The 25984-nt window shown below is 70.0% G+C and carries 25 protein-coding genes; all 25 read left to right on the top strand.

What is annotated here, in order from left to right; all coding sequences use genetic code 11:
• The first annotated feature begins 39 nt into the window (after positions 1–39).
• Positions 40–1047 (top strand): ArgS-related anticodon-binding protein NrtL, encoded by a 1008-nt coding sequence (gene nrtL, locus IAG42_RS11150; RefSeq protein WP_188336868.1) that lies wholly within the window; start codon positions 40–42, stop codon positions 1045–1047.
• A gap of 25 nt (positions 1048–1072) precedes the next feature.
• Positions 1073–2464, top strand: a complete 1392-nt coding sequence (gene lysA / locus IAG42_RS11145; RefSeq protein WP_188336867.1) for a diaminopimelate decarboxylase — start codon at positions 1073–1075, stop codon at positions 2462–2464.
• Positions 2465–2567: 103 nt separating this feature from the next.
• The gene (locus IAG42_RS11140) at positions 2568–3860 is read left to right on the top strand and encodes a homoserine dehydrogenase (RefSeq protein ID WP_188336866.1); all 1293 of its coding nucleotides are present in this window, start codon (positions 2568–2570) and stop codon (positions 3858–3860) included.
• A 14-nt stretch (positions 3861–3874) separates the two neighbouring features.
• The gene (gene thrC / locus IAG42_RS11135; RefSeq protein ID WP_188341308.1) at positions 3875–4933 is read left to right on the top strand and encodes a threonine synthase; all 1059 of its coding nucleotides are present in this window, start codon (positions 3875–3877) and stop codon (positions 4931–4933) included.
• 287 nt (positions 4934–5220) lie between these two features.
• Positions 5221–6147 carry a homoserine kinase gene (gene thrB / locus IAG42_RS11130; RefSeq protein WP_188336865.1) on the top strand — a complete coding sequence of 309 codons (927 nt, stop codon included), beginning with the start codon at positions 5221–5223 and terminating at the stop codon, positions 6145–6147.
• Positions 6148–6551: 404 nt separating this feature from the next.
• Positions 6552–8540: a transcription termination factor Rho gene (rho, locus tag IAG42_RS11125; protein ID WP_188336864.1), complete on the top strand. Its 1989-nt coding sequence runs from the start codon at positions 6552–6554 to the stop codon at positions 8538–8540.
• A gap of 303 nt (positions 8541–8843) precedes the next feature.
• The gene (locus IAG42_RS11120; RefSeq protein WP_188336863.1) at positions 8844–9944 is read left to right on the top strand and encodes an LCP family protein; all 1101 of its coding nucleotides are present in this window, start codon (positions 8844–8846) and stop codon (positions 9942–9944) included.
• A gap of 168 nt (positions 9945–10112) precedes the next feature.
• Complete coding sequence (rpmE, locus tag IAG42_RS11115) at positions 10113–10334, top strand: 50S ribosomal protein L31 (protein ID WP_188336862.1); 222 nt, start codon at positions 10113–10115, stop codon at positions 10332–10334.
• 104 nt (positions 10335–10438) lie between these two features.
• Positions 10439–11515, top strand: coding sequence for a peptide chain release factor 1 (gene prfA, locus IAG42_RS11110; protein WP_188336861.1), 1077 nt, complete (start codon positions 10439–10441; stop codon positions 11513–11515).
• An 80-nt stretch (positions 11516–11595) separates the two neighbouring features.
• The gene (gene prmC / locus IAG42_RS11105) at positions 11596–12435 is read left to right on the top strand and encodes a peptide chain release factor N(5)-glutamine methyltransferase (protein ID WP_188336860.1); all 840 of its coding nucleotides are present in this window, start codon (positions 11596–11598) and stop codon (positions 12433–12435) included.
• A 47-nt stretch (positions 12436–12482) separates the two neighbouring features.
• Entirely contained in the window at positions 12483–13130 is a 648-nt protein-coding gene (locus tag IAG42_RS11100; protein ID WP_188336859.1) for an L-threonylcarbamoyladenylate synthase, read from the top strand.
• Entirely contained in the window at positions 13127–13798 is a 672-nt protein-coding gene (locus tag IAG42_RS11095) for an arsenate reductase/protein-tyrosine-phosphatase family protein (protein ID WP_188336858.1), read from the top strand. Before IAG42_RS11100 ends, IAG42_RS11095 begins: the two co-directional genes overlap by 4 nt.
• 90 nt (positions 13799–13888) lie before the next feature.
• Positions 13889–15187 (top strand): serine hydroxymethyltransferase, encoded by a 1299-nt coding sequence (locus IAG42_RS11090; RefSeq protein ID WP_188336857.1) that lies wholly within the window; start codon positions 13889–13891, stop codon positions 15185–15187.
• A gap of 126 nt (positions 15188–15313) precedes the next feature.
• A complete protein-coding gene (locus IAG42_RS11085; RefSeq protein ID WP_188336856.1) occupies positions 15314–16645 on the top strand; it encodes an MraY family glycosyltransferase in 1332 nt (443 codons plus the stop codon).
• A gap of 304 nt (positions 16646–16949) precedes the next feature.
• Positions 16950–17111, top strand: a complete 162-nt coding sequence (locus tag IAG42_RS11080) for a hypothetical protein (RefSeq protein ID WP_188336855.1) — start codon at positions 16950–16952, stop codon at positions 17109–17111.
• 433 nt (positions 17112–17544) lie between these two features.
• Positions 17545–17982 carry a hypothetical protein gene (locus IAG42_RS11075; protein ID WP_188336854.1) on the top strand — a complete coding sequence of 146 codons (438 nt, stop codon included), beginning with the start codon at positions 17545–17547 and terminating at the stop codon, positions 17980–17982.
• A gap of 210 nt (positions 17983–18192) precedes the next feature.
• Positions 18193–19029 carry a F0F1 ATP synthase subunit A gene (gene atpB, locus IAG42_RS11070; RefSeq protein WP_188341307.1) on the top strand — a complete coding sequence of 279 codons (837 nt, stop codon included), beginning with the start codon at positions 18193–18195 and terminating at the stop codon, positions 19027–19029.
• 75 nt (positions 19030–19104) lie between these two features.
• Positions 19105–19335: an ATP synthase F0 subunit C gene (gene atpE, locus IAG42_RS11065; RefSeq protein WP_030672351.1), complete on the top strand. Its 231-nt coding sequence runs from the start codon at positions 19105–19107 to the stop codon at positions 19333–19335.
• Between the two features lie 42 nt (positions 19336–19377).
• Positions 19378–19923 (top strand): F0F1 ATP synthase subunit B, encoded by a 546-nt coding sequence (locus tag IAG42_RS11060; protein ID WP_188336853.1) that lies wholly within the window; start codon positions 19378–19380, stop codon positions 19921–19923.
• Positions 19920–20741 carry a F0F1 ATP synthase subunit delta gene (locus IAG42_RS11055; protein WP_188336852.1) on the top strand — a complete coding sequence of 274 codons (822 nt, stop codon included), beginning with the start codon at positions 19920–19922 and terminating at the stop codon, positions 20739–20741. Before IAG42_RS11060 ends, IAG42_RS11055 begins: the two co-directional genes overlap by 4 nt.
• Before the next feature lie 115 nt (positions 20742–20856).
• A complete protein-coding gene (atpA, locus tag IAG42_RS11050) occupies positions 20857–22452 on the top strand; it encodes a F0F1 ATP synthase subunit alpha (RefSeq protein WP_188336851.1) in 1596 nt (531 codons plus the stop codon).
• A 21-nt stretch (positions 22453–22473) separates the two neighbouring features.
• Positions 22474–23391, top strand: a complete 918-nt coding sequence (locus tag IAG42_RS11045) for a F0F1 ATP synthase subunit gamma (RefSeq protein ID WP_188336850.1) — start codon at positions 22474–22476, stop codon at positions 23389–23391.
• Positions 23391–24827: a F0F1 ATP synthase subunit beta gene (atpD, locus tag IAG42_RS11040; protein WP_188336849.1), complete on the top strand. Its 1437-nt coding sequence runs from the start codon at positions 23391–23393 to the stop codon at positions 24825–24827. Before IAG42_RS11045 ends, atpD begins: the two co-directional genes overlap by 1 nt.
• A gap of 114 nt (positions 24828–24941) precedes the next feature.
• Positions 24942–25316 carry a F0F1 ATP synthase subunit epsilon gene (locus tag IAG42_RS11035; protein ID WP_188336848.1) on the top strand — a complete coding sequence of 125 codons (375 nt, stop codon included), beginning with the start codon at positions 24942–24944 and terminating at the stop codon, positions 25314–25316.
• 146 nt (positions 25317–25462) lie between these two features.
• Complete coding sequence (locus IAG42_RS11030; RefSeq protein WP_188336847.1) at positions 25463–25918, top strand: DUF2550 domain-containing protein; 456 nt, start codon at positions 25463–25465, stop codon at positions 25916–25918.
• Positions 25919–25984 lie beyond the last annotated feature (66 nt).

The following is a 25984-nucleotide window of genomic DNA, read 5'->3' as shown; positions in this document are numbered from 1 at the left end:
GTCGCCTACCCACCCCCCTCCTCGCCTACGCTTGACCCCGTGACCCCCATCGAGCTCACTGACACCGTCCTGCGCGCCGTGCGCCGCGCGGTCGAGGACGGTGAGCTCGGCATGGGCGCGGTCGAGAGCGTGGACTCCGGGCGGGCGCGCGTCGTGGTCGAGCGGCCGCGTCCCGGCGGACACGGGGACTACGCGACGAACGTCGCGCTGCAGCTCGCCCCCGCCGCCGGCCGGCCCCCGCGCCAGGTCGCCGAGATCCTCTCCGCGCGGCTCGCGGACAGTCCGGGGATCGAGGCCGTGGACGTCTCCGGCCCCGGCTTCCTCAACGTCGTGCTCCGTCCGGGCGGCTCCCCGCTCGTCGCGGACGTGCTGCGCCGCGGATCCTCGTACGGGCACTCCGACGCGCTGCGCGGGGAGCGGGTCGTCCTGCGGATCCCGCGTGAGCCCCGCGCCGAGACCGTCGCCGACGCCGTCGCCCGCATCGCCCGCAGCCAGGGCGCCGAGGTGACCGTCGAGCACGCGGCCCGCGCGGACGAGGTCACGCTGCGCCCCGTGCCCGCCGACCCGCACGGCCTCGGCACCGACGCCGGCCGCTGGGCCCTGCTGCACCCCGCCGCGCACGACCACGCCCGCACCACGACCCCCGAGGACCGCGCCGCCCACCTGGCCCAGCGCGAGTCCAACCCCCTCTTCCGCGTCCGCTACGCCCACGCCCGCACCGCCGCCCTCGGGCGGAACGCCGCGGACCTGGGCTTCGGCGCCGAGCCCGGTGACGTACCCGGACAGGACCCGCTGACCGGACTGCTCGCCGACCACCCCCGCGTCCTGCTCGCCGCCGCCCGGCACCGCGCCCCCGACCGGCTCGCCCGGCACCTCGTCGCCGTCGCCGACGCATTCCTGACCGACCTGCACCCCGCCGCGCTGCCGGTCGGCGGGGAGAAACCCTCGGCCGCCCACCGTGCCCGGCTCGCGCTCGCCGAAGCCGCCGGGACGGTGCTGGCCGGCGGCCTGACCCTGCTCGGCATCGACGCCCCCGCACATCTCTAAGAACAGAAGTGAGCGCACCGCAGCCATGAGCCGTTCCGCACACCCCGCAGGCCCCCGCCACGCCGACGTCCTGCCCGAGGGTCACTACACCGCCCCGCCGGCCGACCTGAACGCGCTGGACGCCAAGGTCTGGGCCCGCACCGTCCGCCGCACCGAGGACGGCGGCGTCAGTGTCGGCGGGATCGAAGTCGCCCGGCTCGCCGAGGAGTTCGGCACCCCGGCCTACTTCCTCGACGAGGCCGACTTCCGCGCCCGCTGCGCCGCCTGGCGCGACGCGTTCGGCCCCGACGCCGACGTCTTCTACGCCGGCAAGGCCTTCCTCTCCCGCGCCGTCGTGCGCTGGCTGCACGAGGAGGGGCTCAACCTGGACGTCTGCTCCGGCGGCGAGCTCACCACCGCGCTGTCGGCAGGGATGCCCGCCGACCGCATCGCCTTCCACGGCAACAACAAGTCGGAGGCGGAGATCACCCGCGCCGTCGAGGCCGGCGTCGGACGCATCGTCCTCGACTCCTTCCAGGAGATCGTGCGCGTCGCCCACATCGCCGAGAGCCTCGGCAGGGTGCAGCGCGTGCAGATCCGCGTGACGGTGGGCGTCGAGGCCCACACCCACGAGTTCATCGCCACCGCGCACGAGGACCAGAAGTTCGGCATCGCGCTGGCCGGCGGCCAGGCCGCCGAGGCCGTGCGCCGCGCCCTCAAGCTCGACGGCATCGAGCTCATCGGCATCCACAGCCACATCGGCTCGCAGATCTTCGACATGGCCGGCTTCGAGGTCGCCGCCCGCCGGGTCGTCGGCCTGCTCGCCGAGATCCGCGACGAGCACGGCGTCGAGCTCCCCGAGATCGACCTCGGCGGCGGCCTCGGCATCGCGTACACCAGCGACGACGACCCCCGCGAGCCGCACGAGATCGCCAAGGCGCTGGGCGAGATCGTGACCCGTGAGTGCGAGGCCGCCGCGCTGCGCACGCCCCGCATCAGCGTCGAGCCGGGCCGCGCCATCGTCGGCCCCACCGCCTTCACGCTCTACACGGTCGGCACGGTCAAGCCCCTGGAGGGCCTGCGCACGTACGTGTCCGTGGACGGCGGCATGTCCGACAACATCCGCACCGCGCTGTACGACGCCGAGTACACGGTCGCGCTCGTCTCGCGCCGCTCCGACGCCGAGCCCGCGCTGGTCCGTGTCGTCGGCAAGCACTGCGAGAGCGGTGACATCGTGGTGAAGGACGCGTTCCTGCCCGCCGACGTCGCTCCGGGCGACCTGATCGCCGTACCGGCCACCGGCGCGTACTGCCGCTCCATGGCCAGCAACTACAACCACGCGCTCCGCCCGCCCGTCGTCGCCGTCCGGGACGGTGAGGCGCGGGTGATCGTCCGCCGCGAGACGGAGGAAGATCTCCTGCGTCTCGACGTCGGATAATGAAATACCTGTCTCATCATCCGGACCGGGGACAGAAACCCCGGTCCGGTGCGTGAGACTGGACCCACCGTAGGTACAGAGAAGTAAAGGGAAACGAGGTCGGATGATGCGTACGCGTCCGCTGAAGGTGGCGCTGCTGGGCTGTGGGGTCGTCGGCTCAGAGGTGGCGCGCATCATGACGACGCACGCCGACGACCTCACAGCCCGGATCGGCGCCCCGGTCGAGCTCGCGGGCGTCGCCGTGCGCCGCCCCTCCAAGGTCCGTGAGGGCATCGACCCGGCCCTCGTCACCACCGACGCCACCGCGCTCGTCAAACGCGGCGACATCGACGTGGTCGTCGAGGTCATCGGAGGGATCGAGCCCGCCCGCACCCTCATCACCACCGCCTTCGAGCACGGCGCCTCCGTCGTCTCGGCCAACAAGGCGCTGCTCGCCCAGGACGGCGCGGCCCTGCACGCCGCCGCCGTCGAGCACGGCCGCGACCTGTACTACGAAGCCGCCGTGGCCGGCGCGATCCCGCTGATCCGCCCGCTGCGCGAGTCCCTCGCGGGTGACAAGGTCAACCGCGTGCTCGGCATCGTCAACGGCACCACGAACTTCATCCTCGACAAGATGGACACCACGGGCGCCGGCTACCAGGAGGCCCTGGACGAGGCCACCGCGCTCGGCTACGCGGAGGCCGACCCGACCGCCGACGTCGAGGGCTTCGACGCCGCCGCCAAGGCCGCCATCCTCGCCGGGATCGCCTTCCACACCCGCGTCCGCCTCGACGACGTGTACCGCGAGGGCATGACCGAGGTCACCGCCGCCGACTTCAAGTCGGCGAAGGAGATGGGCTGCACCATCAAGCTGCTCGCCATCTGCGAGCGCGCCGCCGACGGCGAGTCCGTCACGGCCCGGGTGCACCCCGCGATGATCCCGCTCGACCACCCGCTGGCCTCCGTGCGCGGCGCGTACAACGCCGTGTTCGTAGAGTCCGACGCCGCGGGCCAGCTGATGTTCTACGGCCCCGGAGCCGGCGGCGCGCCGACCGCCTCGGCCGTGCTCGGCGACCTCGTCGCCGTCTGCCGCAACCGCCTGGGCGGTGCGACGGGCCCCGGCGACTCCGCGTACACGCAGCTGCCCGTCTCGCCCATGGGCGACGTGGTCACGCGGTACCACATCAGCCTCGACGTGGCCGACAAGCCCGGCGTTCTCGCGCAGGTGGCGACGGTCTTCGCCGAGCACGGCGTCTCCATCGACACCGTGCGCCAGTCGGGGAAGGACGGCGAGGCCTCCCTCGTCGTCGTCACCCATCGCGCGGCGGACGCGGCCCTCACCGGGACCGTGGACGCGCTGCGTCAGCTCGACACCGTGCGCGGTGTCGCCAGCATCATGCGTGTTGAAGGGGAGTAGCAGGGATGACCGGAATGACCCACCAGTGGCGCGGCATCATCGAGGAGTACCGGGACCGGCTCCCGGTGACCGACACCACGCCGGTCGTGACACTGCGCGAGGGCGCCACGCCGCTCGTCCCGGCCCAGGTGCTCTCCGAGCGCACGGGATGTGAGGTCCACCTGAAGGTCGAGGGCGCCAACCCGACCGGCTCCTTCAAGGACCGCGGCATGACCATGGCCATCACCAAGGCCAAGGAGGAGGGCGCGAAGGCCGTCATCTGCGCCTCCACCGGCAACACGTCGGCGTCCGCCGCGGCCTACGCCGTGCGCGCCGGCATGGTCTGCGCCGTGCTCGTCCCGCAGGGCAAGATCGCGCTCGGCAAGATGGGCCAGGCGCTCGTCTACGGCTCGAAGATCCTCCAGGTCGACGGCAACTTCGACGACTGCCTGAACCTGGCCCGCGCCCTGTCCGAGAACTACCCGGTGGCGCTGGTCAACTCGGTCAACCCGTACCGCATCGAGGGCCAGAAGACCGCCTCGTTCGAGATCGTCGACGCCCTCGGCGACGCGCCCGACATCCACGTCCTGCCGGTCGGCAACGCGGGCAACATCACGGCGTACTGGAAGGGCTACAAGGAGTACGCCGCCGACTCGGTGTCCACGCACACCCCGCGCATGTGGGGCTTCCAGGCCTCCGGCTCCGCGCCGATCGTGCGCGGCGAGGTCGTCAAGGACCCGTCGACGATCGCCACCGCGATCCGCATCGGCAACCCGGCCTCGTGGCAGCACGCGCTCGCCGCGCGCGACGAGTCCGGCGGCCTCATCGACGAGGTGACGGACCGTGAGATCCTGCGCGCCTACAAGCTGTTGGCGTCCCAGGAGGGTGTCTTCGTCGAGCCCGCGTCCGCCGCGTCCGTCGCCGGTCTGCTGAAGGCGGCCGAGCAGGGCCTGGTCGACCCCGGCCAGAAGATCGTCTGCACCGTCACGGGCAACGGCCTGAAGGACCCGGACTGGGCCGTCGCCGGCGCCCCGCAGCCGGTCACCGTCCCGGTCGACGCCGCCACGGCCGCCGAGCGCCTCGGCCTCGTCTGACACCGCAGGTCCTACGTCTTTACGCCCAGCTGACTTCACGTCAACTGGGCGTATCGGCACAGGGGGTGCACAGGGGGCTTACGACACGCATCGTGCGCCTCCTGTGCGCCCTATGTCGCCACAGATCCTTCCTTCGATAGGCTGTACAGAACCCGCCCACCGCACGTGCCGTGGTGCTGCCGCCGTTGCCTCGTACGCGGCCCGGGTTGTGACGTACTCCCTCACCAGACATCGGAAGTCTCGGGTAGTTCCCGAACGTCCCGCAGCTCAAGGAGAGTCATCTAACGATGGCCGGTCCCGCGTTCCGCGCCGCCGCCGTCAGGGTGCGCGTCCCCGCCACCAGCGCCAACCTCGGTCCGGGATTCGACTCCCTCGGCCTCGCGCTGGGGCTCTACGACGACGTGGTCGTCAGGGTCGCCGACTCCGGGCTGAACATCGACATCGCGGGTGAGGGCTCCGAGACCCTGCCGCGCGACGAGTCGCACCTGCTCGTACGGGCCCTGCGCACCGCATTCGACGCCCTCGGCGGACAGCCGCGCGGCCTCGAGATCGTCTGCGCCAACCGCATCCCGCACGGCCGCGGTCTCGGCTCCTCCTCCGCGGCCATCGTCGCCGCGGTGGTCGCCGCCCGCGCCGTGACGATAGGCGGTGACACACGGCTCGACGACGCCGCGCTGCTCGCTCTCGCCACCGAGATCGAGGGCCACCCCGACAACGTGGCGCCCTGCCTGCTCGGCGGATTCACCATCGCCTGGACCGAGGCCGGCACCGGCCGGGCCGTGCGGCTCGACGCCGCGCCGACCGTCGTCCCGGTGGTCTTCGTCCCCGGCAAGCCCCTGCTCACCGAGACCGCCCGCGGTCTCCTCCCGCGCACCGTCCCGCACGTGGACGCTGCCGCCAACGCGGGCCGTGCGGCCCTGCTCGTCGAGGCCCTCACCCGGCGCCCCGAGCTGCTGCTGCCCGCCACCGAGGACCGGCTGCACCAGGAGTACCGGGCCCCCGCGATGCCGGAGAGCGCGGCCCTCGTGGAGCGGCTGCGCGCGGACGGCGTCCCCGCGATGATCTCCGGGGCCGGACCCACGGTCATCGCCCTGGTGGAGGACGCGACGGCCGACAAGGTCGCCCGCCTCGCCGGTGACGGCTGGGCCGCCAACCGGCTGGCCCTGGATTCCGGCGGAGCGTGCGTGCTGCCGCTCGGCTCGAACCCCGACTGAACGCACGCTTTTGGTTGCCGGATGGAGAGAGGGGGAATATTTGTTGGATCCGGTAGTGTTAACCTCAAGTCTGCACCCGACCCCACCATGGCGAGGTGCTGTGTGTCCCTGTCAGGGACGACCATTCTTCCGGGAGCCTTTCCAGCAGTTCCGTGCAGTGTCCTCGTACGTCGGGACGTGGCACTGACGGCTGTAGAGCATGCTCCGGAACCGGCGTGACCGAGCCGCGTGACACAGAAATTCAGTGCACCCGCGGAATCCGGAATCGCTGTCACCAATGAATTCTTCCGCCATTCAGGCGGACAACCGCCCCGGCACGGTCCGTACAGGCAGGACCACCGCCGGACAGCACAACCGGTCGCCGAGCCAGACAGGCCGACGTCCGCTCCAGGGAAGGACCCTTCGTGAGCGACACCACCGATCTGATGGGCGTGACTGCCGACAGCTCCGCTGCCGCGCCCGCCGCGTCCTCTGCGGACGCCTCTGCCGCGCCCGCCTCCCGGCGGCGCCGCGGCACCGGCCTCGAGGGCATGGTGCTGGCCGAGCTGCAGCAGGTCGCCTCGGGCCTCGGCATCAGGGGCACCGCGCGGATGCGCAAGAGCCAGTTGATCGAGGTCATCAAGGAGGCGCAGGCGGGAGGTTCCGCCCCCGCGAAGAGCGCCGACGCCACCGAGACGAAGCCGAAGCGCCGCGCCACCTCCAAGGCCCGTACCGGCGACGACGCCGCGGCCGACACCGGTTCCGCGAAGGCCGACGCCAAGGCGGAGAAGGCCGAGGCCGGCGACAGCAAGGCCAAGAAGGCCGCCGCCCAGCAGCAGATCGACATCCCGGGCCAGGGCGCGGGCGACGAGCAGCCGGCCGGTGAGCGCCGCGGGCGCCGCCGCGCCACCGCCGAGGCGGGCAGCCCCGAGGCCGCCGCCGAGGGCGACACCAAGACCGAGTCCAAGGGCGACGCCGGCCAGGACAACGCCGCGGGTGAGGGCCGTCGCGAGCGCCGCGACCGCCGGGACCGGGGCGAGCGGGGCGGCCGTGACCGCGACCGCCGTGGCGGCAAGGGCGACGACCAGGGCAACAAGGACCAGGGCGGCCGTCAGCAGCAGCAGGGCGGCGGCCGTGGTGGCCGCGACAACGGCCCGCAGGACGACGACGACTTCGAGGGTGGCCGCCGTGGTCGCCGCGGCCGTTACCGCGACCGCCGTGGCCGTCGCGGCCGCGACGAGTTCGGCGCCGAGCCGCAGGTGTCCGACGACGACGTGCTGATCCCCGTCGCGGGCATCCTCGACATCCTCGACAACTACGCGTTCATCCGGACCTCCGGCTACCTGCCCGGTCCCAACGACGTGTACGTCTCCCTCGCCCAGGTCCGCAAGAACGGTCTGCGCAAGGGTGACCACGTCACCGGCGCCGTGCGCCAGCCGAAGGACGGCGAGCGCCGCGAGAAGTTCAACGCGCTGGTCCGCCTCGACTCCGTCAACGGCATGGCGCCCGAATCCGGCCGCGGGCGACCGGAGTTCAACAAGCTGACGCCCCTCTACCCGCAGGACCGGCTCCGCCTGGAGACCGACCCGGGCGTGCTGACCACGCGGATCATCGACCTCGTGTCGCCGATCGGCAAGGGCCAGCGCGGTCTGATCGTGGCCCCGCCGAAGACCGGCAAGACCATGATCATGCAGGCCGTCGCCAACGCGATCACGCACAACAACCCCGAGTGCCACCTGATGGTCGTCCTGGTCGACGAGCGTCCGGAAGAGGTCACCGACATGCAGCGGTCGGTCAAGGGCGAGGTCATCTCCTCGACCTTCGACCGTCCGGCCGAGGACCACACCACGGTCGCCGAGCTCGCCATCGAGCGCGCCAAGCGTCTGGTGGAGCTGGGTCACGACGTCGTCGTGCTGCTCGACTCGATCACGCGTCTGGGCCGTGCGTACAACCTCGCCGCCCCGGCCTCCGGCCGCATCCTGTCCGGTGGTGTCGACTCGACCGCCCTGTACCCGCCGAAGCGCTTCTTCGGTGCGGCCCGCAACATCGAGGACGGCGGCTCGCTGACCATCCTCGCCACCGCGCTGGTGGACACCGGGTCCCGCATGGACGAGGTGATCTTCGAGGAGTTCAAGGGCACCGGCAACATGGAGCTCAAGCTCGATCGCAAGCTCGCCGACAAGCGCATCTTCCCGGCGGTGGACGTCGACGCGTCCGGTACCCGTAAGGAAGAGATCCTGCTCGGCAGCGACGAGCTCGCTGTCGTCTGGAAGCTGCGCCGGGTGCTGCACGCGCTCGACTCGCAGCAGGCGATCGAGCTCCTCCTGGACAAGATGAAGCAGACGAAGTCCAACGCGGAGTTCCTGCTGCAGATCCAGAAGACGACGCCGGCCCCGGGCAACGGCAACGACTGACCCGGAACCGCACACAGGGCTGAGCCCCGCCGCGATCGCGCGGCGGGGCTCAGCCCTTTCCGCTGCCCGGCCGCGCGCCCCTCAACGGACCTCTCCGGAGACCTTCACCACATGTGTAAGGATGCGCGCCCTCTGTGAAGCATCAGCCACTCCGCCGTAAAAGCGCAGGTCAGAGTGGGTCGACCCGAGGTGCCCTTTACGTTCCGTACGCAGATGCGCACAAGTCGGCCACAGATCGCTGTGCAACCCTTCAGGGCGGTCCGCCGTCACAACGAGTGAACAGACTGAGCCCAGCGAGGAGATATGCCGGAGATCGACAGCAAGCCCGGGCGCCATCGCGCCAAGGGGCGCCGCCGCAAGCCGCGCAGCACGCGGGGCAAGGCCCTGCGCGTCGTGGCGTGGAGCGCCGCGGGAGTCGTCGTCCTCGGTGGCACCGGTCTCGGCTACGTCTACTTCAAGCTCAACGGCAACCTGAAGAGCGTCGACATCAACGCGGCGCTCGGCACCGACCGCCCCGACGACGTCGACAACGGCTCGCAGGACATCCTCGTCCTCGGCTCCGACAGCCGGGCGGGCGCCAACAAGAAGGCCGGCGGCGGCACCGACGACGGCTCGGCCCGCTCGGACACCGCGATGGTCGTCCACCTCTACAAGGGGCACAAGAAGGCCAGCGTCGTCTCCATACCCCGCGACACCCTGATAGACCGGCCGGAGTGCACGGACGCCGACGGCGCCGCGCACCCGGCCGCCTCCCAGGTCATGTTCAACTCCGCCTACTCCACGGGCGGCGCCGCCTGCGCGGTGAAGACCGTGGAGTCGATCAGCGGCATCCGCATGGACCACTACATCGAGGTCGACTTCAGCGGCTTCCAGCGGCTCATCGACGACCTCGGCGGCGTCGAGGTCACCACCAGCAAGCCCATCGACGACCCCGACAGCCACCTGAAGCTCGGCGCGGGCACCCACCGGCTGACCGGGCAGCAGTCCCTCGGCCTGGTCCGCACCCGGCACGGCGTCGGCGACGGCAGCGACCTCGGCCGCATCCAGCTCCAGCAGGCGTTCATGAAGGCCCTGATGGACCAGGTCAAGCAGGTCGGCGTCTTCACCAACCCCAAGAAGCTCTACGACCTCGCCGACACCGCCACCAAGACGGTGACCACCGACTCGGACCTCGGCTCCGTGCCCGAGCTCACCGCGTTCGCGAACGGGCTCAAGGGCCTCGGGTCGAACGCGATGCACATGGTCACCATGCCGGTGCAGTACGACCCCGCCGACGCCAACCGCGTCCTGGTCGACAAGGACAAGTCCGACCTGGTCTGGAAGGCCCTCAAGGCCGACCGCCCGGTGCCGGCGAGCGCGACGGAGGACACCGCCACCGGCACCGCCGACGGCGTCGTGAAGTAGCCGTAGGTGCGGCCCCGAGGGGCCCCTGGGGAGGGTGCGGGAATAGTTGCGGCCTCACCCCGGTTTTGGGGGATGCGGCCAGTCCTGGCAGACTGGTACGTCGGCCCCGGTTCACGCTCCCGCATCCCGCGTCAGCGACCCGGCGCCCTCCCGAACCTAGGAGACACCTTGAAGCGCGACATCCACCCCGAGTACGTCGAGACGCAGGTCAGCTGCACCTGTGGCGCGTCGTTCACCACCCGTAGCACCATCCAGTCCGGCACCGTCCGTGCCGAGGTCTGCTCCGAGTGCCACCCGTTCTACACGGGCAAGCAGAAGATCCTCGACACCGGTGGCCGCGTGGCCCGCTTCGAGGCCCGCTTCGGCAAGGCTGCCGCTGCCAAGAAGTAGCGAGGCTCGAGCGCCGGTCTCCGGTGCCCCTGTCGTGGGGGCACCGGGACCGGCGCTTTGCGGTGCAGCCCCTTTTTTGACCCCCGTACAAGCAGGAGCCGGAGATGTTCGAGGCCGTCGAGGACCTGATCGGTGAGCACGCCGATCTGGAGAAGAAGCTCGCGGACCCGTCGGTGCACGCCGACCAGGCCAACGCGCGCAAGCTCAACAAGCGCTACGCCGAGCTCACCCCGATCGTCGCGACCTACCGCTCCTGGAAGCAGACCGGCGACGACATCGAGACGGCCCGTGAACTGGCCGCCGACGACCCGGACTTCGCGGCCGAGGTCAAGGAGCTCGAGAAGTCGCGCGAGGAGCTCACGGAGAAGCTGCGGCTCCTCCTGGTGCCCCGCGACCCGTCCGACGACAAGGACGTGATCCTCGAGATCAAGGCCGGCGCCGGCGGCGACGAGTCCGCCCTGTTCGCCGGGGACCTCCTGCGCATGTACCTGCGCTACGCGGAGCGCGTCGGCTGGAAGACCGAGATCATCGACTCCACCGAGTCCGAGCTGGGCGGCTACAAGGACGTCCAGGTCGCCGTGAAGACCAAGGGCGGCAACGGCGCGACCGAGCCCGGCCAGGGCGTCTGGGCCCGCCTCAAGTACGAGGGCGGCGTCCACCGCGTCCAGCGCGTGCCCGCGACCGAGTCGCAGGGCCGCATCCACACCTCCGCCGCCGGCGTCCTCGTCACGCCCGAGGCCGAGGAGGTCGACGTCGAGATCAACATGAACGACCTGCGCATCGACGTCTACCGCTCCTCCGGCCCCGGCGGCCAGTCCGTCAACACGACGGACTCCGCCGTCCGCATCACGCACCTCCCCACCGGCGTCGTGGCCTCCTGCCAGAACGAGAAGAGCCAGCTGCAGAACAAGGAGCAGGCGATGCGTATCCTGCGCTCCAGGCTCCTCGCCGCGGCCCAGGAGAAGGCCGAGGCCGAGGCCGCGGACCAGCGCCGCAGCCAGGTTCGAACGGTCGACCGCTCCGAGAAGATCCGTACGTACAACTTCCCGGAGAACCGCATCTCGGACCACCGCGTCGGATTCAAGGCGTACAACTTGGACCAGGTGCTCGACGGTGAGCTCGACGCCGTGATCCAGGCGTGCGTCGACGCGGACTCGGCCGCGAAGCTCGCCGCCGCGTAACCACCCGTACGCCCACAGCTCAGCCCCGGAGGACCAGCGTGCCGCACCCATTTGGGGAGCGACCCCCAAACCCCCGCAGCGTGCTGCTCGCGGAAGTGGCCCAGGCCACCCAGCGGCTGGCCGACGCTGGCGTGCCCTCGCCGCGCAACGACGCGGAGGAGCTCGCGGCCTTCGTGCACGGCGTCAAGCGGGGCGAGCTGCACACCGTCAAGGACGCGGACTTCGACGCCCGGTACTGGGAGGTCACCGCACGCCGTGAGGCGCGCGAGCCGCTCCAGCACATCACCGGGCTCGCCTACTTCCGCTACCTGGAGCTGCAGGTCGGACCCGGCGTCTTCGTGCCCCGCCCCGAGACCGAGTCGGTCGTCGGCTGGGCCATAGACGCCGTACGCGCCATGGACGTCGTCGAGCCGCTCATCGTCGACCTGTGCACCGGGTCCGGCGCCATCGCGCTCGCCCTGGCCCAGGAGGTGCCGCGCTCGCGCGTCCACGCCGTGGAGCTGTCCGAGGACGCCCTCAAGTGGACCCGCAGGAACGTCGAGGGCTCCCGGGTCGACCTGCGCCAGGGCGACGCCCTGGACGCCTTCCCCGACCTCGACGGCCAGGTCGACCTGGTGATCTCCAACCCGCCGTACATCCCGCTCACCGAATGGGAGTACGTGGCCCCGGAGGCCCGCGACCACGACCCCGACATGGCGCTGTTCTCCGGCGAGGACGGGCTCGACCTGATCCGCGGCATCGAGCGCACCGCCCACCGGCTGCTGCGCCCCGGCGGTGTCGTCGTCATCGAGCACGCCGACACCCAGGGCGGCCAGGTCCCGTGGATCTTCACCGAGGAGCGCGGCTGGGCCGACGCCGCCGACCACCCGGACCTCAACAACCGGCCCCGCTTCGCGACCGCCCGCAAGGCGATGCCGTGAGCACCGACCCCACTTCCGTACAGGCACTTGAGCAGGAGGCCCGCTAGATGGCACGGCGTTACGACACCAATGACGCGACGGACCGCGCCACCGGTCTGCGGGAGGCCGCGTCCGCCGTCCGCCGCGGCGAGCTGGTCGTGCTGCCCACCGACACCGTCTACGGCATCGGGGCCGACGCGTTCACCCCCGAGGCGGTCGGTGACCTCCTGGAGGCCAAGGGGCGCGGCCGCACCATGCCCACCCCGGTCCTGATCGGCTCCCCGAACACCCTGCACGGCATCGTCACGGACTTCTCCGAGATGGCCTGGGAGCTCGTCGACGCGTTCTGGCCCGGCGCCCTCACCCTCGTCGCCAAGCACCAGCCGTCCCTGCAGTGGGACCTGGGGGAGACGCGGGGCACCGTCGCCGTGCGCATGCCGCTGCACCCGGTCGCCATCGAGCTGCTCACCGAGGTCGGCCCCATGGCCGTCTCCTCCGCGAACCTGACGGGCCACCCGGCCCCCGAGAACTGCGACGCCGCCCAGGAGATGCTCGGCGACTCCGTCTCCGTGTACCTCGACGGCGGCCCCACCCCGGGCATCGTCCCTTCCTCCATCGTCGACGTGACCGGCAAGGTGCCGGTCCTGCTGCGCGAGGGCGCGCTGACCGCCGACGAGTTGCGCAAGGTGGTACCCGATCTCGAGGTGGCGAATTGACAGCCCCTGAGACGGGGCGTGGCATAGGCACCGGCTACGGGGAGTCGGTCGTGCTCCCCGGCGACTCCTTCCGCATCCTCCACGTCAGCACCGGCAACGTGTGCCGCTCGCCGATCACCGAGCGGCTGACCCGGCACGCCCTCGCGGACCGGCTCGGCGACCCGCTGGCCGGCGGACTGGTCGTGGAGAGCGCGGGCACCTGGGGACACGAGGGCGCGCCCATGGAGGCCAACGCCGAGACCGTCCTCACCGACTTCGGCGCCGACCCCTCCGGCTTCGTCGGCCGCGAGCTCCTCGACGACCACGTCATCCGCGCCGACCTCGTGCTCACCGCGACCCGGGACCACCGCGCCCAGGTCATCTCCATGGGGCACAGCGCGGGCCTGCGCACCTTCACCCTGAAGGAGTTCACGCGCCTCGTGCAGGCCATAGACCCGGCGACCCTCCCCGACCCCCGGGACCTCCCCGCGGGCGGCGTGGTGGAGCGCGCACGGGCCCTGGTGCGTGCCGCGGCGGCTCTACGCGGGTGGCTTCTCGCGCCGAGCGTCGAGGCGGACGAGGTGTACGACCCGTACGGGGCACCCCTGCCGTTCTTCCGCTCGGTCGGCTCGGAGATCAGCGAGGCGCTCGACCCCGTCGTCAGCGCGCTCACCGGCGTCACCAGGTAGGCCCCACCGGCCGCGCCGAGCCCAGGCGCAGCACGGCGCCCGGCCCTACATTGGAGGCACCCCTTCCACCCGCGAGGCCGGGAGCCGAAGATGCCGGTGATCACAGACCCTGCCCCTCTGGCCGAGCTGCTGCGCCACGATCCCGAGATGGCCGAGGTCATCCTCGCGGAGGCCGCGCGCCAGGCCGACTCGCTCCAGCTGATCGCCGCCGAGAACTTCACCTCGCCCGCGGTCCTGGAAGCCCTCGGCTCGCCGCTCGCCAACAAGTACGCGGAGGGGTATCCCGGCGCCCGTCATCACGGCGGCTGCGAGCTGGTCGACATGGCCGAGCGGATCGCCGTGGAGCGCGCCAAGTCCCTGTTCGGCGCCGAGCACGTCAACGTCCAGGCGCACAGCGGCTCCTCCGCCGTCCTCGCCGCGTACGCCGTCCTGCTGCGCCCCGGCGACACCGTCCTCGCGATGGGGCTCCAGTCCGGCGGCCACCTCACCCACGGCTCCCCGGCGAACTTCTCGGGCCGCTGGTTCGACTTCGTGCCCTACGGGGTCGACCCGGAGAGCGGCCTGATCGACTACGACCGGGTGCACGCCATCGCCCGCGCCCACCGCCCCAAGGCGATCGTCTGTGGCTCGATCTCGTACCCCCGGCACATCGACTACGCGGCCTTCCGCGCCATCGCCGACGACGTGGGCGCCCACCTCATCGCGGACGCCGCGCACCCCATCGGGCTCGTCGCCGGGGGAGCGGCGCCCAACCCGGTCCCGTACGCGGACATCGTCTGCGCCACCACGCACAAGGTGCTGCGCGGGCCGCGCGGCGGGATGCTGCTGTGCGACGCGGAGCTCGCGGACCGGGTGGACAGGGCGGTGTTCCCGTTCACCCAGGGCGGCGCGCAGATGCACACGATCGCGGCCAAGGCCGTCGCGTTCGGGGAGGCGTCGACCCCGGCGTTCAGCGGGTACGCGCATCAGGTGGTGGCCAACGCGCGGGTGCTCGCGGGCGCGCTGGGGGCGGAGGGCTTCGCCGTCACCACCGGCGGCACCGACACACATCTGGTCACCGTCGACCCGTCCCCGCTCGACGTCCCCGGAGCGGTCGCCCGCGGCCGGCTCGCCTCCGCCGGTATGGTCCTCGACACCTGCGCGCTGCCCTACGGCGACGGGCGCGGCCTGCGCCTGGGCACCGCCGCCGTCACCACGCAGGGCATGGGCGAGGCGGAGATGGCCCGGATCGCGGTGCTCTTCGCCGGGGTAGTACGGGACGATCTCGACCTGCGCGTGGCCCGCGAGGAGGTCCGTGACCTGGCCGGATCCTTTCCCCCGTATCCGGCGTCGTACCCGGCGCGAGACGGGGTAGGCGTCCCCGCGGGACACCCGGAGGCGGGTGCCTGAGGGCCACGGTGGCGTCACAGGGCCGTCACTCGTGCAACCATCGTCGCTACCCGGAAGTCCTCACTCCCAACCACGCGAAGCTAGGGTGTGGGGCTGAGATGGCCAGCGATACCTGTGGGGAAGCCCGTGCGTGAATACCTGCTGACGCTCTGCATCACGGCCGCGGTGACCTATCTGCTCACAGGCCCGGTGCGGAAGTTCGCGATCGTGGCCGGCGCCATGCCGGAGATCCGGGCACGTGACGTGCACCGGGAACCCACGCCGCGGCTCGGCGGTATCGCCATGTTCTTCGGTCTGTGCGCGGGCCTGCTGGTCGCCGACCACCTGACCAACCTCGACCAGGTCTTCGACTCGTCGAACGAGCCGCGTGCGCTGCTCTCCGGCGCCGCGCTGATCTGGCTGATCGGTGTCCTCGACGACAAGTTCGAGATCGACGCCCTGATCAAGCTCGGCGGCCAGATGATCGCCGCCGGCGTCATGGTCATGCAGGGTCTGACGATCCTGTGGCTGCCGGTCCCGGGCGTCGGCACGGTCTCCCTGACCCAGTGGCAGGGCACGCTGCTCACGGTCGCGCTCGTCGTCATCACCATCAACGCGGTGAACTTCGTCGACGGCCTCGACGGCCTCGCCTCCGGCATGGTCTGCATCGCCGCCGCCGCGTTCTTCCTGTACGCGTACCGCATCTGGTACGGCTACGGGATCGAGGCGGCCGCCCCCGCGACGCTGTTCGCGGCGATCCTCATGGGCATGTGCCTCGGCTTCCTGCCGCACAACATGCATCCCGCGCGCATCTTCATGGGCGACTCCGGCTCGATGCTCATCGGTCTGGTCCTCGCCGCGGGCGCCATCTCCATGACGGGGCAGATCGACCCGGACGCGCTGCGCCTCAACCTCGGCGGCAGCACCCGGGACACGACCCACGCGATGCTTCCCGTCTTCATCCCCCTCGTGATGCCCCTCACGGTCATCGCGATCCCGTTCGCGGACCTGGTCCTCGCGATCGTGCGCCGCACCTGGAACGGCCAGTCGCCCTTCGCCGCCGACCGCGGCCACCTGCACCATCGCCTCCTCGAGATCGGCCACTCGCACTCCCGCGCGGTGCTGATCATGTACTTCTGGTCGGCGCTCATCGCCTTCGGCACGGTCGCCTACTCCGTGCACTCCGCGTCGGGGATGTGGGTGATGCTCACGATCGTCGCCCTGAGCTTCGTGGGCCTGGTCCTCCTCCTGCTGCCCCGCTTCACCCCCCGCGCCCCCCTGTGGGCCCAGCACCTGGTCCCCCCGCGCTACCGCCGCAGGCCCCCGCAGCCGGCCTCCCAGGCCCCCTCCCCGGACGCACCCACCACCCCCGAGCCGGAACCGACCCCGATCCCGGCCGGCATCAACGGAGCGACGGCGATCGGCGGCCGTTCGCGCTTCATGGACCGGCGCAAGGCGGACAGCGGGTCTCGTTCCTGACTGAAGCGCACCAAATGCGGGTGAATCCCTCCGGGGAGTCGAACGGCTTGAAAATGGGCCGCCGGCTCGACGGAATGGAATGTTCCGTATTGTGGCCCCCTGGGGCGGCGGCACTTGCCGTGCCGCCTCGGAATTCCGCACTCCGCGCATGACCACGCGCAAATCCATCAGGGGCGCGTGTTCGGCCGTCCTTTCACCCTCGATGCGGCTGAGGCGATGATCCATTTGTTGCTGGTGCGAGTTGGCCGGTGGTAGGAAATCCCTCGCCAAGCCGCCATGAGTCATCAGTGGATCCGGGCGTTACGTGCGCGTCCAGAACACGTGTGGGCACAAGGTCTGTTTCTCGGTGACGGTCGCGGCGCGTCGTGACCCGCAGTTCAGCATCAAGGCGAACAAGACCGAGGACTTCCGTTACGGCGGCACTCTGTGGGCCAAGGGGACGGGCCTCAAGCGGATCTCCTGCTAGCCGGCTGAGAAGCCAGGCGCGCACTGCGTCGACTCCGGCCCCGCCGTCAAGCGGGGCCGGAGTTCTTGTTTGGGGCGCCAGGTGATGGTGGTGATCGTGGTGTGCTCTCGGACTCATGTGCGGAGGGCGGCCGGGCTTACACGGATCGGTGGAGCGTTGGAACGGCAGGCTGACGCGGGGCGCCAAATGGGCCCAATACCAGACAAGTCGGCCGCGCGCACGCACAGACGGGCAGGTTCCCTCTCATGTGTGACGGTTGGCACACCATCTAGGTAAAGACCGCATCAAATAGTTTGTGATACCGTTCACGAGAACCGGGGATAGCGCCGAAAGACCGTAGTGCGACGGTCCGTTGGCCCGAAGAACCCTCTCGACCCCGGACTACGCTCGTCCATGACGACACCTGCCCCCACCAGCAAGCGGAGCTGCCGCCATGCCGTCCAATGACGCACGGACCCTTGTCCACATCGCTGTGCCCACAGCTGCCGTCGGCGCCATCGCCGTCGTGGTCAGTGCTGTGGTCGCCGGTGGCAAGGGTGCGCTCGGTGCGGTCATCGGTACGCTGCTGGTCATCGCCCTCATGGGCGTGGGGCTCGTGGTGCTCGAACGCACTGCCAAATCGCTTCCGCACCTGTTCCAGATGATGGGACTGATGCTGTACGCGGCGCAGTTGCTGCTCATGGTGGTCTTCATCGCACTGTTCAACGACGCGACGTTCTTCAACCCGAAGGCGTTCGCGATCACGCTGGTGGTGGCCACGCTCACGTGGATCGCCGCGCAGACGCGCGCCCACATGAAGGCCAAGATCCTCTACGTCGAACCCGATGAGCAGAAGGGCGACAAGCCCGAGAACTCGGGGTCGAAGTCGTGAACCGTAGGGGCGGGATAAAGGCGGGTTCCCGACCCTGCTATCGTCCGGTGCCAACTGCGGCATCGCGGGCGCGGGCATCCGAGCTGACGCCTGCACTAGCGCGAGGCTCGAAGCCCAACTGCCGCCCCCACATCCGTAACACCAGTCCCGTGCCGAACTGCGGCCCTGCGCCGCGCCGACACAACGAGGTTGCCGTACCTATGCGCCACGCTGAAGGAGCCCGCGGTGAGTGCTGACCCGACGCAGGTGCTCGCCTTCGAGACCGACTGCCACATTTTCGACGGATGTGGTTTTCCGGCTCCCGGCTTGCACTCGTTCCTGTTCGAGCCCCTCTGGGGCGACGCGGACAGCAACTTGTACTTCAACAAGCCGATGCTCCTCGCGCTGCTCGGCTCGATCATCATCGTCGGCTTCTTCTGGATGGCTTTCGGTAAGCCGAAGGTCGTCCCGGGCAAGCTGCAGATGGTCGCCGAGGCCGGCTACGACTTCATCCGGCGTGGCGTCGTCTACGAGACCATCGGCAAGCGCGAGGGCGAGAAGTACGTCCCGCTGGTCGTGTCGCTGTTCTTCTTCATCTGGATGATGAACCTCTGGTCGATCATTCCGGTCGCCCAGTTCCCGGTCACCTCGATCATCGCGTACCCCGCGGTGCTGGCAGTGATCGTCTACATCCTCTGGGTCTCGCTGACCTTCAAGCGTCACGGTTTCGTCGGCTTCTTCAAGAACGTCACCGGGTACGACAAGTCCCTCGGTGCGGTGCTGCCGCTCGCCATGGTCATCGAGTTCTTCTCGAACCTGCTGGTGCGCCCGTTCACGCACGCGGTGCGACTCTTCGCGAACATGTTCGCCGGTCACACCCTGCTGCTGCTCTTCACCATCGCCAGCTGGTACCTGCTGAACGGCATCGGCATCGCCTACGCCGGCGTCAGCTTCATCATGACGATCGTGATGACGGCCTTCGAGCTCTTCATCCAGGCACTTCAGGCGTACGTCTTCGTCCTTCTGACGTGCACCTACATCCAGGGCGCGCTCGCCGAGAACCACTGAGCGTCCCGCACCCCGACCCTCTCAGACGTCCGGTGGCCAACCCCCACCGGTTCGCACAGAAAAGGAAGAACTGGCATGTCCCAGACCCTTGCCGCTGTTTCCGGTTCGCTCGGCTCCGTCGGCTACGGCCTTGCCGCCATCGGCCCCGGCGTCGGCGTCGGCATCATCTTCGGTAACGGCACCCAGGCTCTTGCCCGTCAGCCCGAGGCCGCCGGCCTGATCCGCGCCAACCAGATCCTCGGCTTCGCCTTCTGTGAGGCGCTCGCGCTGATCGGTCTGGTCATGCCGTTCGTCTACGGCAAGTGATCCTCGGATCATCCACCTGCTGACTAGACGAAAGGCACTGACATGAGCCAGCTGCTCACGGTTGCGGCCGAGGAGATGGAGAATCCCCTCGTCCCGCCGATCCCCGAGCTTGTCATCGGCCTGATCGCCTTCGTCATCGTCTTCGGCTTCCTCGCCAAGAAGCTCCTCCCGAACATCAACAAGGTTCTGGACGAGCGTCGCGAGGCCATCGAAGGCGGTATCGAGAAGGCTGAGGCCGCTCAGACCGAGGCCCAGAGCGTGCTCGAGCAGTACAAGGCTCAGCTCGCCGAGGCCCGGCACGAGGCCGCGCGGCTGCGCCAGGAGGCGCAGGAGCAGGGCGCCGCTCTCATCGCCGAGATGCGTGCGGAAGGCCAGCGGCAGCGTGAGGAGATCATCGCCGCAGGTCACGCCCAGATCGACGCCGACCGCAAGGCCGCCGCTCAGGCGCTGCGTCAGGACGTTGGCCAGCTGGCCACCGACCTGGCCGGCAAGCTGGTCGGCGAGTCCCTCGAGGACCACGCCCGGCAGTCGCGCACGATCGACCGCTTCCTCGACGAGCTCGAGGAGAAGGCAGAGGCTGCTCGATGACGGCCCACGGAGCGAGCCGCGAGGCTCTCGCCACCGCGCGTGAGCGCCTGGACGCGCTGACCGACTCCACGTCGGCCGACGCCAAGGCGCTGGCCGGCGACCTGGCCGCGGTGACCGCGCTGCTCGACCGCGAGGTGTCGCTGCGTCGGGTCCTGACCGACCCGGCGCAGGCCGGCGACGCCAAGGCCGAGCTGGCGACCCGCCTGCTCGGCGGCCAGGTCAGCGGCCCCGCCGCCGACCTGGTGGCCGGTCTGGTCCGCTCCCGTTGGTCGGCGTCCCGCGACCTCGTCGACTCCCTCGAGGAGCTGGCGAACATCGCGGACCTCACCGCGGCGCAGAAGCGCGGTGAGCTGGACGACGTCGAGGACGAGCTGTTCCGCTTCGGACGGATCGTCGCCTCCAACACCGAGCTGCGTGCCGCGCTGACCGACAAGGCCGCTTCGGCCTCGGCGCGTGGCGAGCTCGTGCGGCGCCTCCTCGGCGGCCGGGCCATGCCCACCACCGAGCGCCTGGTCGAGCGTCTTGTGACCGCGCCGCGTGGACGTAGCCTGGAAGGGGGACTCGAGTCCCTCTCCAAGCTCGCCGCCGAGCGCCGGGAGCGCATGGTGGCGGTCGTCACCACCGCGGTCCCGCTGAGCGACCCGCAGAAGCAGCGCCTGGGTGCGACCCTGGCGAAGCTCTACGGGCGCCAGATGCACCTCAACCTGGACGTGGACCCCGAGGTCCTCGGCGGGATCAAGGTGCAGGTGGGCGACGAGGTCATCAACGGCTCGATCGCGGACCGCATCGAGGAGGCCAGCCGCCGTATGGCCGGCTGACCGACTCACCACGTACTACCTACGGCCCTAGTTGGCCGTGCAGAGAATTCCTGGGGGCTGACCCCAGACCCCCCAAGAAGACTTTCGGGCCCAACAAGGAGAGCAGGGAACCCAGATGGCGGAGCTCACGATCCGGCCGGAGGAGATCCGGGACGCGCTGGAGAACTTTGTCCAGGCGTACAAGCCGGACGCGGCCTCGCGCGAGGAGGTCGGTACGGTCACCCTTGCCGGCGACGGCATCGCGAAGGTCGAGGGTCTGCCCTCGGCCATGGCCAACGAACTGCTGAAGTTCGAGGACGGCACCCTCGGCCTCGCCCTCAACCTCGAGGAGCGCGAGATCGGTGCGATCGTCCTCGGCGAGTTCAGCGGCATCGAGGAGGGTCAGCCGGTCTCCCGTACCGGTGAGGTCCTCTCCGTCGGCGTCGGCGAGGGCTACCTGGGTCGCGTCGTCGACCCGCTCGGCAACCCGATCGACGGCCTCGGCGAGATCGAGACCACCGGCCGCCGCGCCCTCGAGCTGCAGGCCCCCACGGTCATGCAGCGCAAGTCGGTGCACGAGCCGATGGAGACCGGCTACAAGGCCGTCGACGCGATGACCCCCGTCGGCCGTGGTCAGCGTCAGCTGATCATCGGTGACCGCCAGACCGGCAAGACCGCCCTGGCCGTCGACACGATCATCAACCAGCGTGACAACTGGCGCACCGGCGACCCGTCGAAGCAGGTCCGCTGCATCTACGTCGCCATCGGTCAGAAGGGCTCCACCATCGCCTCCGTGCGCGGTGCCCTCGAAGAGGCCGGCGCGCTGGAGTACACGACCATCGTCGCCGCCCCGGCGTCCGACCCGGCCGGCTTCAAGTACCTGGCGCCGTACACCGGTTCGGCCATCGGTCAGCAGTGGATGTACGAGGGCAAGCACGTCCTCATCATCTTCGACGACCTGTCGAAGCAGGCCGACGCCTACCGCGCCGTGTCCCTGCTGCTCCGCCGCCCGCCGGGGCGCGAGGCCTACCCCGGTGACGTCTTCTACCTGCACTCCCGTCTGCTCGAGCGCTGCGCGAAGCTCTCGGACGACATGGGCGCCGGTTCGATGACGGGTCTGCCGATCGTCGAGACGAAGGCCAACGACGTCTCCGCGTTCATCCCGACCAACGTCATCTCCATCACCGACGGCCAGTGCTTCCTGGAGTCGGACCTGTTCAACGCCGGTCAGCGCCCCGCGCTGAACGTCGGTATCTCCGTCTCCCGAGTCGGTGGTTCCGCGCAGCACAAGGCGATGAAGCAGGTCTCCGGCCGTCTGCGCGTGGACCTGGCCCAGTTCCGTGAGCTCGAGGCGTTCGCCGCCTTCGGTTCGGACCTGGACGCCGCGTCGAAGGCGCAGCTGGAGCGCGGTCAGCGCATGGTCGAGCTGCTCAAGCAGGCTCAGTACCAGCCCATGCCGACCGAGGACCAGGTCGTCTCCGTCTGGGCCGGCACCACCGGCAAGATGGACGACGTGCCGGTCGCCGACATCCGTCGCTTCGAGAAGGAGCTCCTGGAGTACCTGCACCGCAAGGAGCAGGGCCTCATGACCTCCATCAAGGAGGGCGGCAAGATGTCGGACGACACGCTTCAGGCCGTCGGCGAGGCCATCGCGGACTTCAAGAAGCAGTTCGAGACCGCGGACGGCAAGCTGCTCGGCGAGGACGCTCCGGCCGTCAACGTCTCCAAGTGACGTAAGGAAGGGACCTGACTCATGGGAGCCCAGCTCCGGGTCTACAAGCGTCGCATCCGATCCGTCACCGCGACCAAGAAGATCACCAAGGCGATGGAGATGATCGCCGCCTCGCGCGTCGTCAAGGCGCAGCGCAAGGTGGCGGCCTCCACGCCGTACGCGACCGAGCTCACCCGCGCGGTCACGGCGGTGGGGACCGGGTCGAACACCAAGCACCCGCTGACCACGCAGGCCGACCAGGTCACGCGCTCCGCAGTCCTGCTGCTGACGAGTGACCGCGGTCTCGCCGGTGCGTTCAACTCCAACGCCATCAAGGCCGCGGAGCAGCTCACCGAGCGTCTGCAGGCAGAGGGCAAGCAGGTCGACTCGTACATCGTCGGTCGTCGCGGTGTCGCCCACTACAACTTCCGCGAGCGCAAGATCGCGGAGCAGTGGACGGGCTTCACGGACGAGCCGACGTACGCGGACGCCAAGAAGGTCGCGGGCCCGCTGATCGAGGCCATCGAGAAGGACACGGCCGAGGGCGGCGTGGATGAACTCCACATCGTCTACACCGAGTTCGTCTCGATGATGACGCAGACGGCCATCGACGGCCGGCTGCTGCCGCTCAGCCTCGAAGAGGTGGCCGAGGAGTCGTCCGCGAAGGACGAGATCCTGCCGCTGTACGACTTCGAGCCGTCGGCGGAGGACGTCCTCGACGCCCTGCTGCCGCGGTACGTCGAGAGCCGTATCTACAACGCGCTGCTGCAGTCGGCTGCCTCCAAGCACGCCGCCACGCGGCGCGCGATGAAGTCGGCCACGGACAACGCGGGCGACCTCATCAACACGCTTTCCCGGCTGGCCTCCGCGGCCCGCCAGGCGGAGATCACCAACGAAATCAGCGAGATCGTCGGCGGCGCTGCCGCTCTGGCCGACGCGACCGCGGGGAGTGACAGGTAATGACGACGACAGTTGAGACGGCCGCTGCCACGGGCCGCGTCGCCCGGGTCATCGGCCCGGTCGTCGACGTGGAGTTCCCCGTCGACGCGATGCCGGACATCTACAACGCCCTTCACGTCGAGGTGGCCGACCCGGCCAAGGACGGCGAGAAGAAGACGCTGACGCTCGAGGTCGCCCAGCACCTCGGCGACGGCCTGGTCCGCGCGATCTCGATGCAGCCCACCGACGGTCTGGTCCGCCAGGCCCCGGTCACCGACACGGGCACGGGCATCTCCGTCCCCGTCGGTGACTTCACCAAGGGCAAGGTGTTCAACACCCTCGGTGAGGTGCTGAACGTCGACGAGCAGTACGACGGCGAGCGCTGGTCCATCCACCGCAAGGCCCCGAACTTCGACGAGCTCGAGTCGAAGACCGAGATGTTCGAGACCGGCGTCAAGGTCATCGACCTTCTCACCCCGTACGTCAAGGGTGGAAAGATCGGTCTGTTCGGTGGTGCCGGCGTCGGCAAGACGGTGCTCATCCAGGAGATGATCTACCGCGTCGCCAACAACCACGACGGTGTCTCCGTGTTCGCCGGTGTCGGTGAGCGCACGCGTGAGGGCAACGACCTCATCGAGGAGATGGCGGACTCGGGCGTCATCGACAAGACCGCCCTTGTCTTCGGCCAGATGGACGAGCCCCCGGGCACCCGTCTGCGCGTGGCCCTCGCGGGTCTGACCATGGCGGAGTACTTCCGCGATGTGCAGAAGCAGGACGTGCTGTTCTTCATCGACAACATCTTCCGCTTCACGCAGGCCGGCTCCGAGGTCTCCACGCTGCTCGGCCGTATGCCGTCCGCCGTGGGTTACCAGCCGAACCTGGCCGACGAGATGGGTCTCCTCCAGGAGCGCATCACGTCGACCCGTGGTCACTCGATCACCTCGATGCAGGCGATCTACGTCCCCGCGGACGACCTGACCGACCCGGCCCCGGCCACCACGTTCGCCCACCTCGACGCGACGACGGTTCTCTCCCGTCCGATCTCCGAGAAGGGCATCTACCCGGCCGTGGACCCGCTGGACTCCACGTCCCGCATCCTGGACCCGCGCTACATCGCGCAGGACCACTACGACGCCGCCATGCGCGTCAAGACGGTTCTGCAGAAGTACAAGGACCTCCAGGACATCATCGCGATCCTCGGTATCGACGAGCTCGGCGAGGAGGACAAGCTCACTGTCCACCGCGCCCGTCGCGTGGAGCGCTTCCTGTCCCAGAACACCCACGTCGCCAAGCAGTTCACCGGCGTCGACGGGTCGGACGTCCCGCTGGACGAGTCGATCGCGGCCTTCAACGCGATCATCGACGGTGAGTACGACCACTTCCCGGAGCAGGCGTTCTTCATGTGCGGTGGCATTGAGGACCTCAAGGCCAACGCCAAGGAGCTCGGCGTCTCCTGAGCCCCGTGCTCTCTGGGAGGGCCGGGTCTGTCCCGGCCCTCCCGCAACGCCCACTAGACTTTGACCCAACACCCGGCAGCGAATGCCGCCGGGTGGTGACCCGAGGAGCCCACCTTGGCTGCTGAGCTGCACGTCGAGCTCGTCGCCGCGGACCGCAGTGTCTGGTCCGGCGAGGCCACCCTGGTCGTCGCACGCACCACGTCCGGCGACATCGGCGTCATGCCCGGTCACCAGCCGCTGCTCGGTGTGCTGGAGTCGGGCCCCGTGACGATCCGTACGAGCGACGGAGGGACGGTCGTGGCTGCGGTCCACGGCGGTTTCATCTCGTTCGCGGACAACAAGCTGTCGTTGCTGGCCGAGATCGCCGAGCTGTCGGACGAGATCGATGTCCAGCGTGCGGAGCGGGCGCTGGAGCGCGCGAAGTCGGACGCGGACGCGTCCGCCGAGCGGCGTGCCGATGTCCGACTGCGTGCGGTGGCGGTTCGCTGACCTCAGCGAGCCCCAGGACGTGCCTCAGCCGCGGCCCGGTCCGGAGTTGATCTCCGGACCAGGTCGCGGCTGAGGCGGTATACAACTGTTTTTGCTGTTCCGTTATCAGGCGTTGGATCCGTCGCGAAGCGAGGAGGTCGGTACAGATGGTCCTCGTTGTCGCGTTGTGTGTGGTCGCGGTCGTCGTACTCGTACTGCTGGGGCTGTTCGTCTTCGGGCTGCGGCGGCGGCTGATCCAGCGCTCGGGCGGCACGTTCGACTGCTCGCTGCGGTGGGACGCGCCGGCGCCCGACGCGGACGATGCCTCCGGCAAGGGCTGGGGTTACGGCATCGCCCGCTACAACGGGGACCGGGTCGAGTGGTTCCGCGTCTTCTCCTACGCGCCCCGGCCGCGGCGGGTTCTCGAGCGGGCGGCCATCGAGGTCACCGGGCGCCGGGCCCCCGAGGGCGAGGAGGAGCTCGCGCTCCTGTCCGACGCGGTCGTTCTCGCCTGTACGCATCGCGGCGCTCGGCTTGAGCTGGCGATGAGCGAGGACGCGCTTACGGGTTTCCTGGCGTGGCTCGAGGCGGCGCCGCCCGGGCAGCGCGTGAACGTGGCCTGAGCGCTTGGGCGCCGGTTCTTCGTCTGCGGCTCCGGTGGGGGCTGGTCGCGCAGTTCCCCGCGCCCC

This window comes from Streptomyces xanthii (assembly GCF_014621695.1).
GTDB classification, from domain to species: Bacteria; Actinomycetota; Actinomycetes; order Streptomycetales; family Streptomycetaceae; genus Streptomyces; species Streptomyces xanthii.
Note: the sequence above shows the minus strand (reverse complement) of the source record. Positions and strands in the feature narration are given on the sequence as shown.

Coding starts and splice junctions, on each gene's coding strand:
- atpE (WP_030672351.1), top strand. CDS start 19,105: ATGTCCCAGACCCTTGCCGCTGTTTCCGGTTCGCTCGGCTCCGTCGGC.
- IAG42_RS11060 (WP_188336853.1), top strand. CDS start 19,378: ATGAGCCAGCTGCTCACGGTTGCGGCCGAGGAGATGGAGAATCCCCTC.
- IAG42_RS11055 (WP_188336852.1), top strand. CDS start 19,920: ATGACGGCCCACGGAGCGAGCCGCGAGGCTCTCGCCACCGCGCGTGAG.
- IAG42_RS11140 (WP_188336866.1), top strand. CDS start 2,568: ATGATGCGTACGCGTCCGCTGAAGGTGGCGCTGCTGGGCTGTGGGGTC.
- thrB (WP_188336865.1), top strand. CDS start 5,221: ATGGCCGGTCCCGCGTTCCGCGCCGCCGCCGTCAGGGTGCGCGTCCCC.
- atpD (WP_188336849.1), top strand. CDS start 23,391: ATGACGACGACAGTTGAGACGGCCGCTGCCACGGGCCGCGTCGCCCGG.
- IAG42_RS11030 (WP_188336847.1), top strand. CDS start 25,463: ATGGTCCTCGTTGTCGCGTTGTGTGTGGTCGCGGTCGTCGTACTCGTA.
- IAG42_RS11090 (WP_188336857.1), top strand. CDS start 13,889: ATGCCGGTGATCACAGACCCTGCCCCTCTGGCCGAGCTGCTGCGCCAC.
- prfA (WP_188336861.1), top strand. CDS start 10,439: ATGTTCGAGGCCGTCGAGGACCTGATCGGTGAGCACGCCGATCTGGAG.
- IAG42_RS11075 (WP_188336854.1), top strand. CDS start 17,545: ATGCCGTCCAATGACGCACGGACCCTTGTCCACATCGCTGTGCCCACA.
- lysA (WP_188336867.1), top strand. CDS start 1,073: ATGAGCCGTTCCGCACACCCCGCAGGCCCCCGCCACGCCGACGTCCTG.
- IAG42_RS11045 (WP_188336850.1), top strand. CDS start 22,474: ATGGGAGCCCAGCTCCGGGTCTACAAGCGTCGCATCCGATCCGTCACC.
- atpA (WP_188336851.1), top strand. CDS start 20,857: ATGGCGGAGCTCACGATCCGGCCGGAGGAGATCCGGGACGCGCTGGAG.
- IAG42_RS11100 (WP_188336859.1), top strand. CDS start 12,483: ATGGCACGGCGTTACGACACCAATGACGCGACGGACCGCGCCACCGGT.
- thrC (WP_188341308.1), top strand. CDS start 3,875: ATGACCCACCAGTGGCGCGGCATCATCGAGGAGTACCGGGACCGGCTC.
- IAG42_RS11120 (WP_188336863.1), top strand. CDS start 8,844: ATGCCGGAGATCGACAGCAAGCCCGGGCGCCATCGCGCCAAGGGGCGC.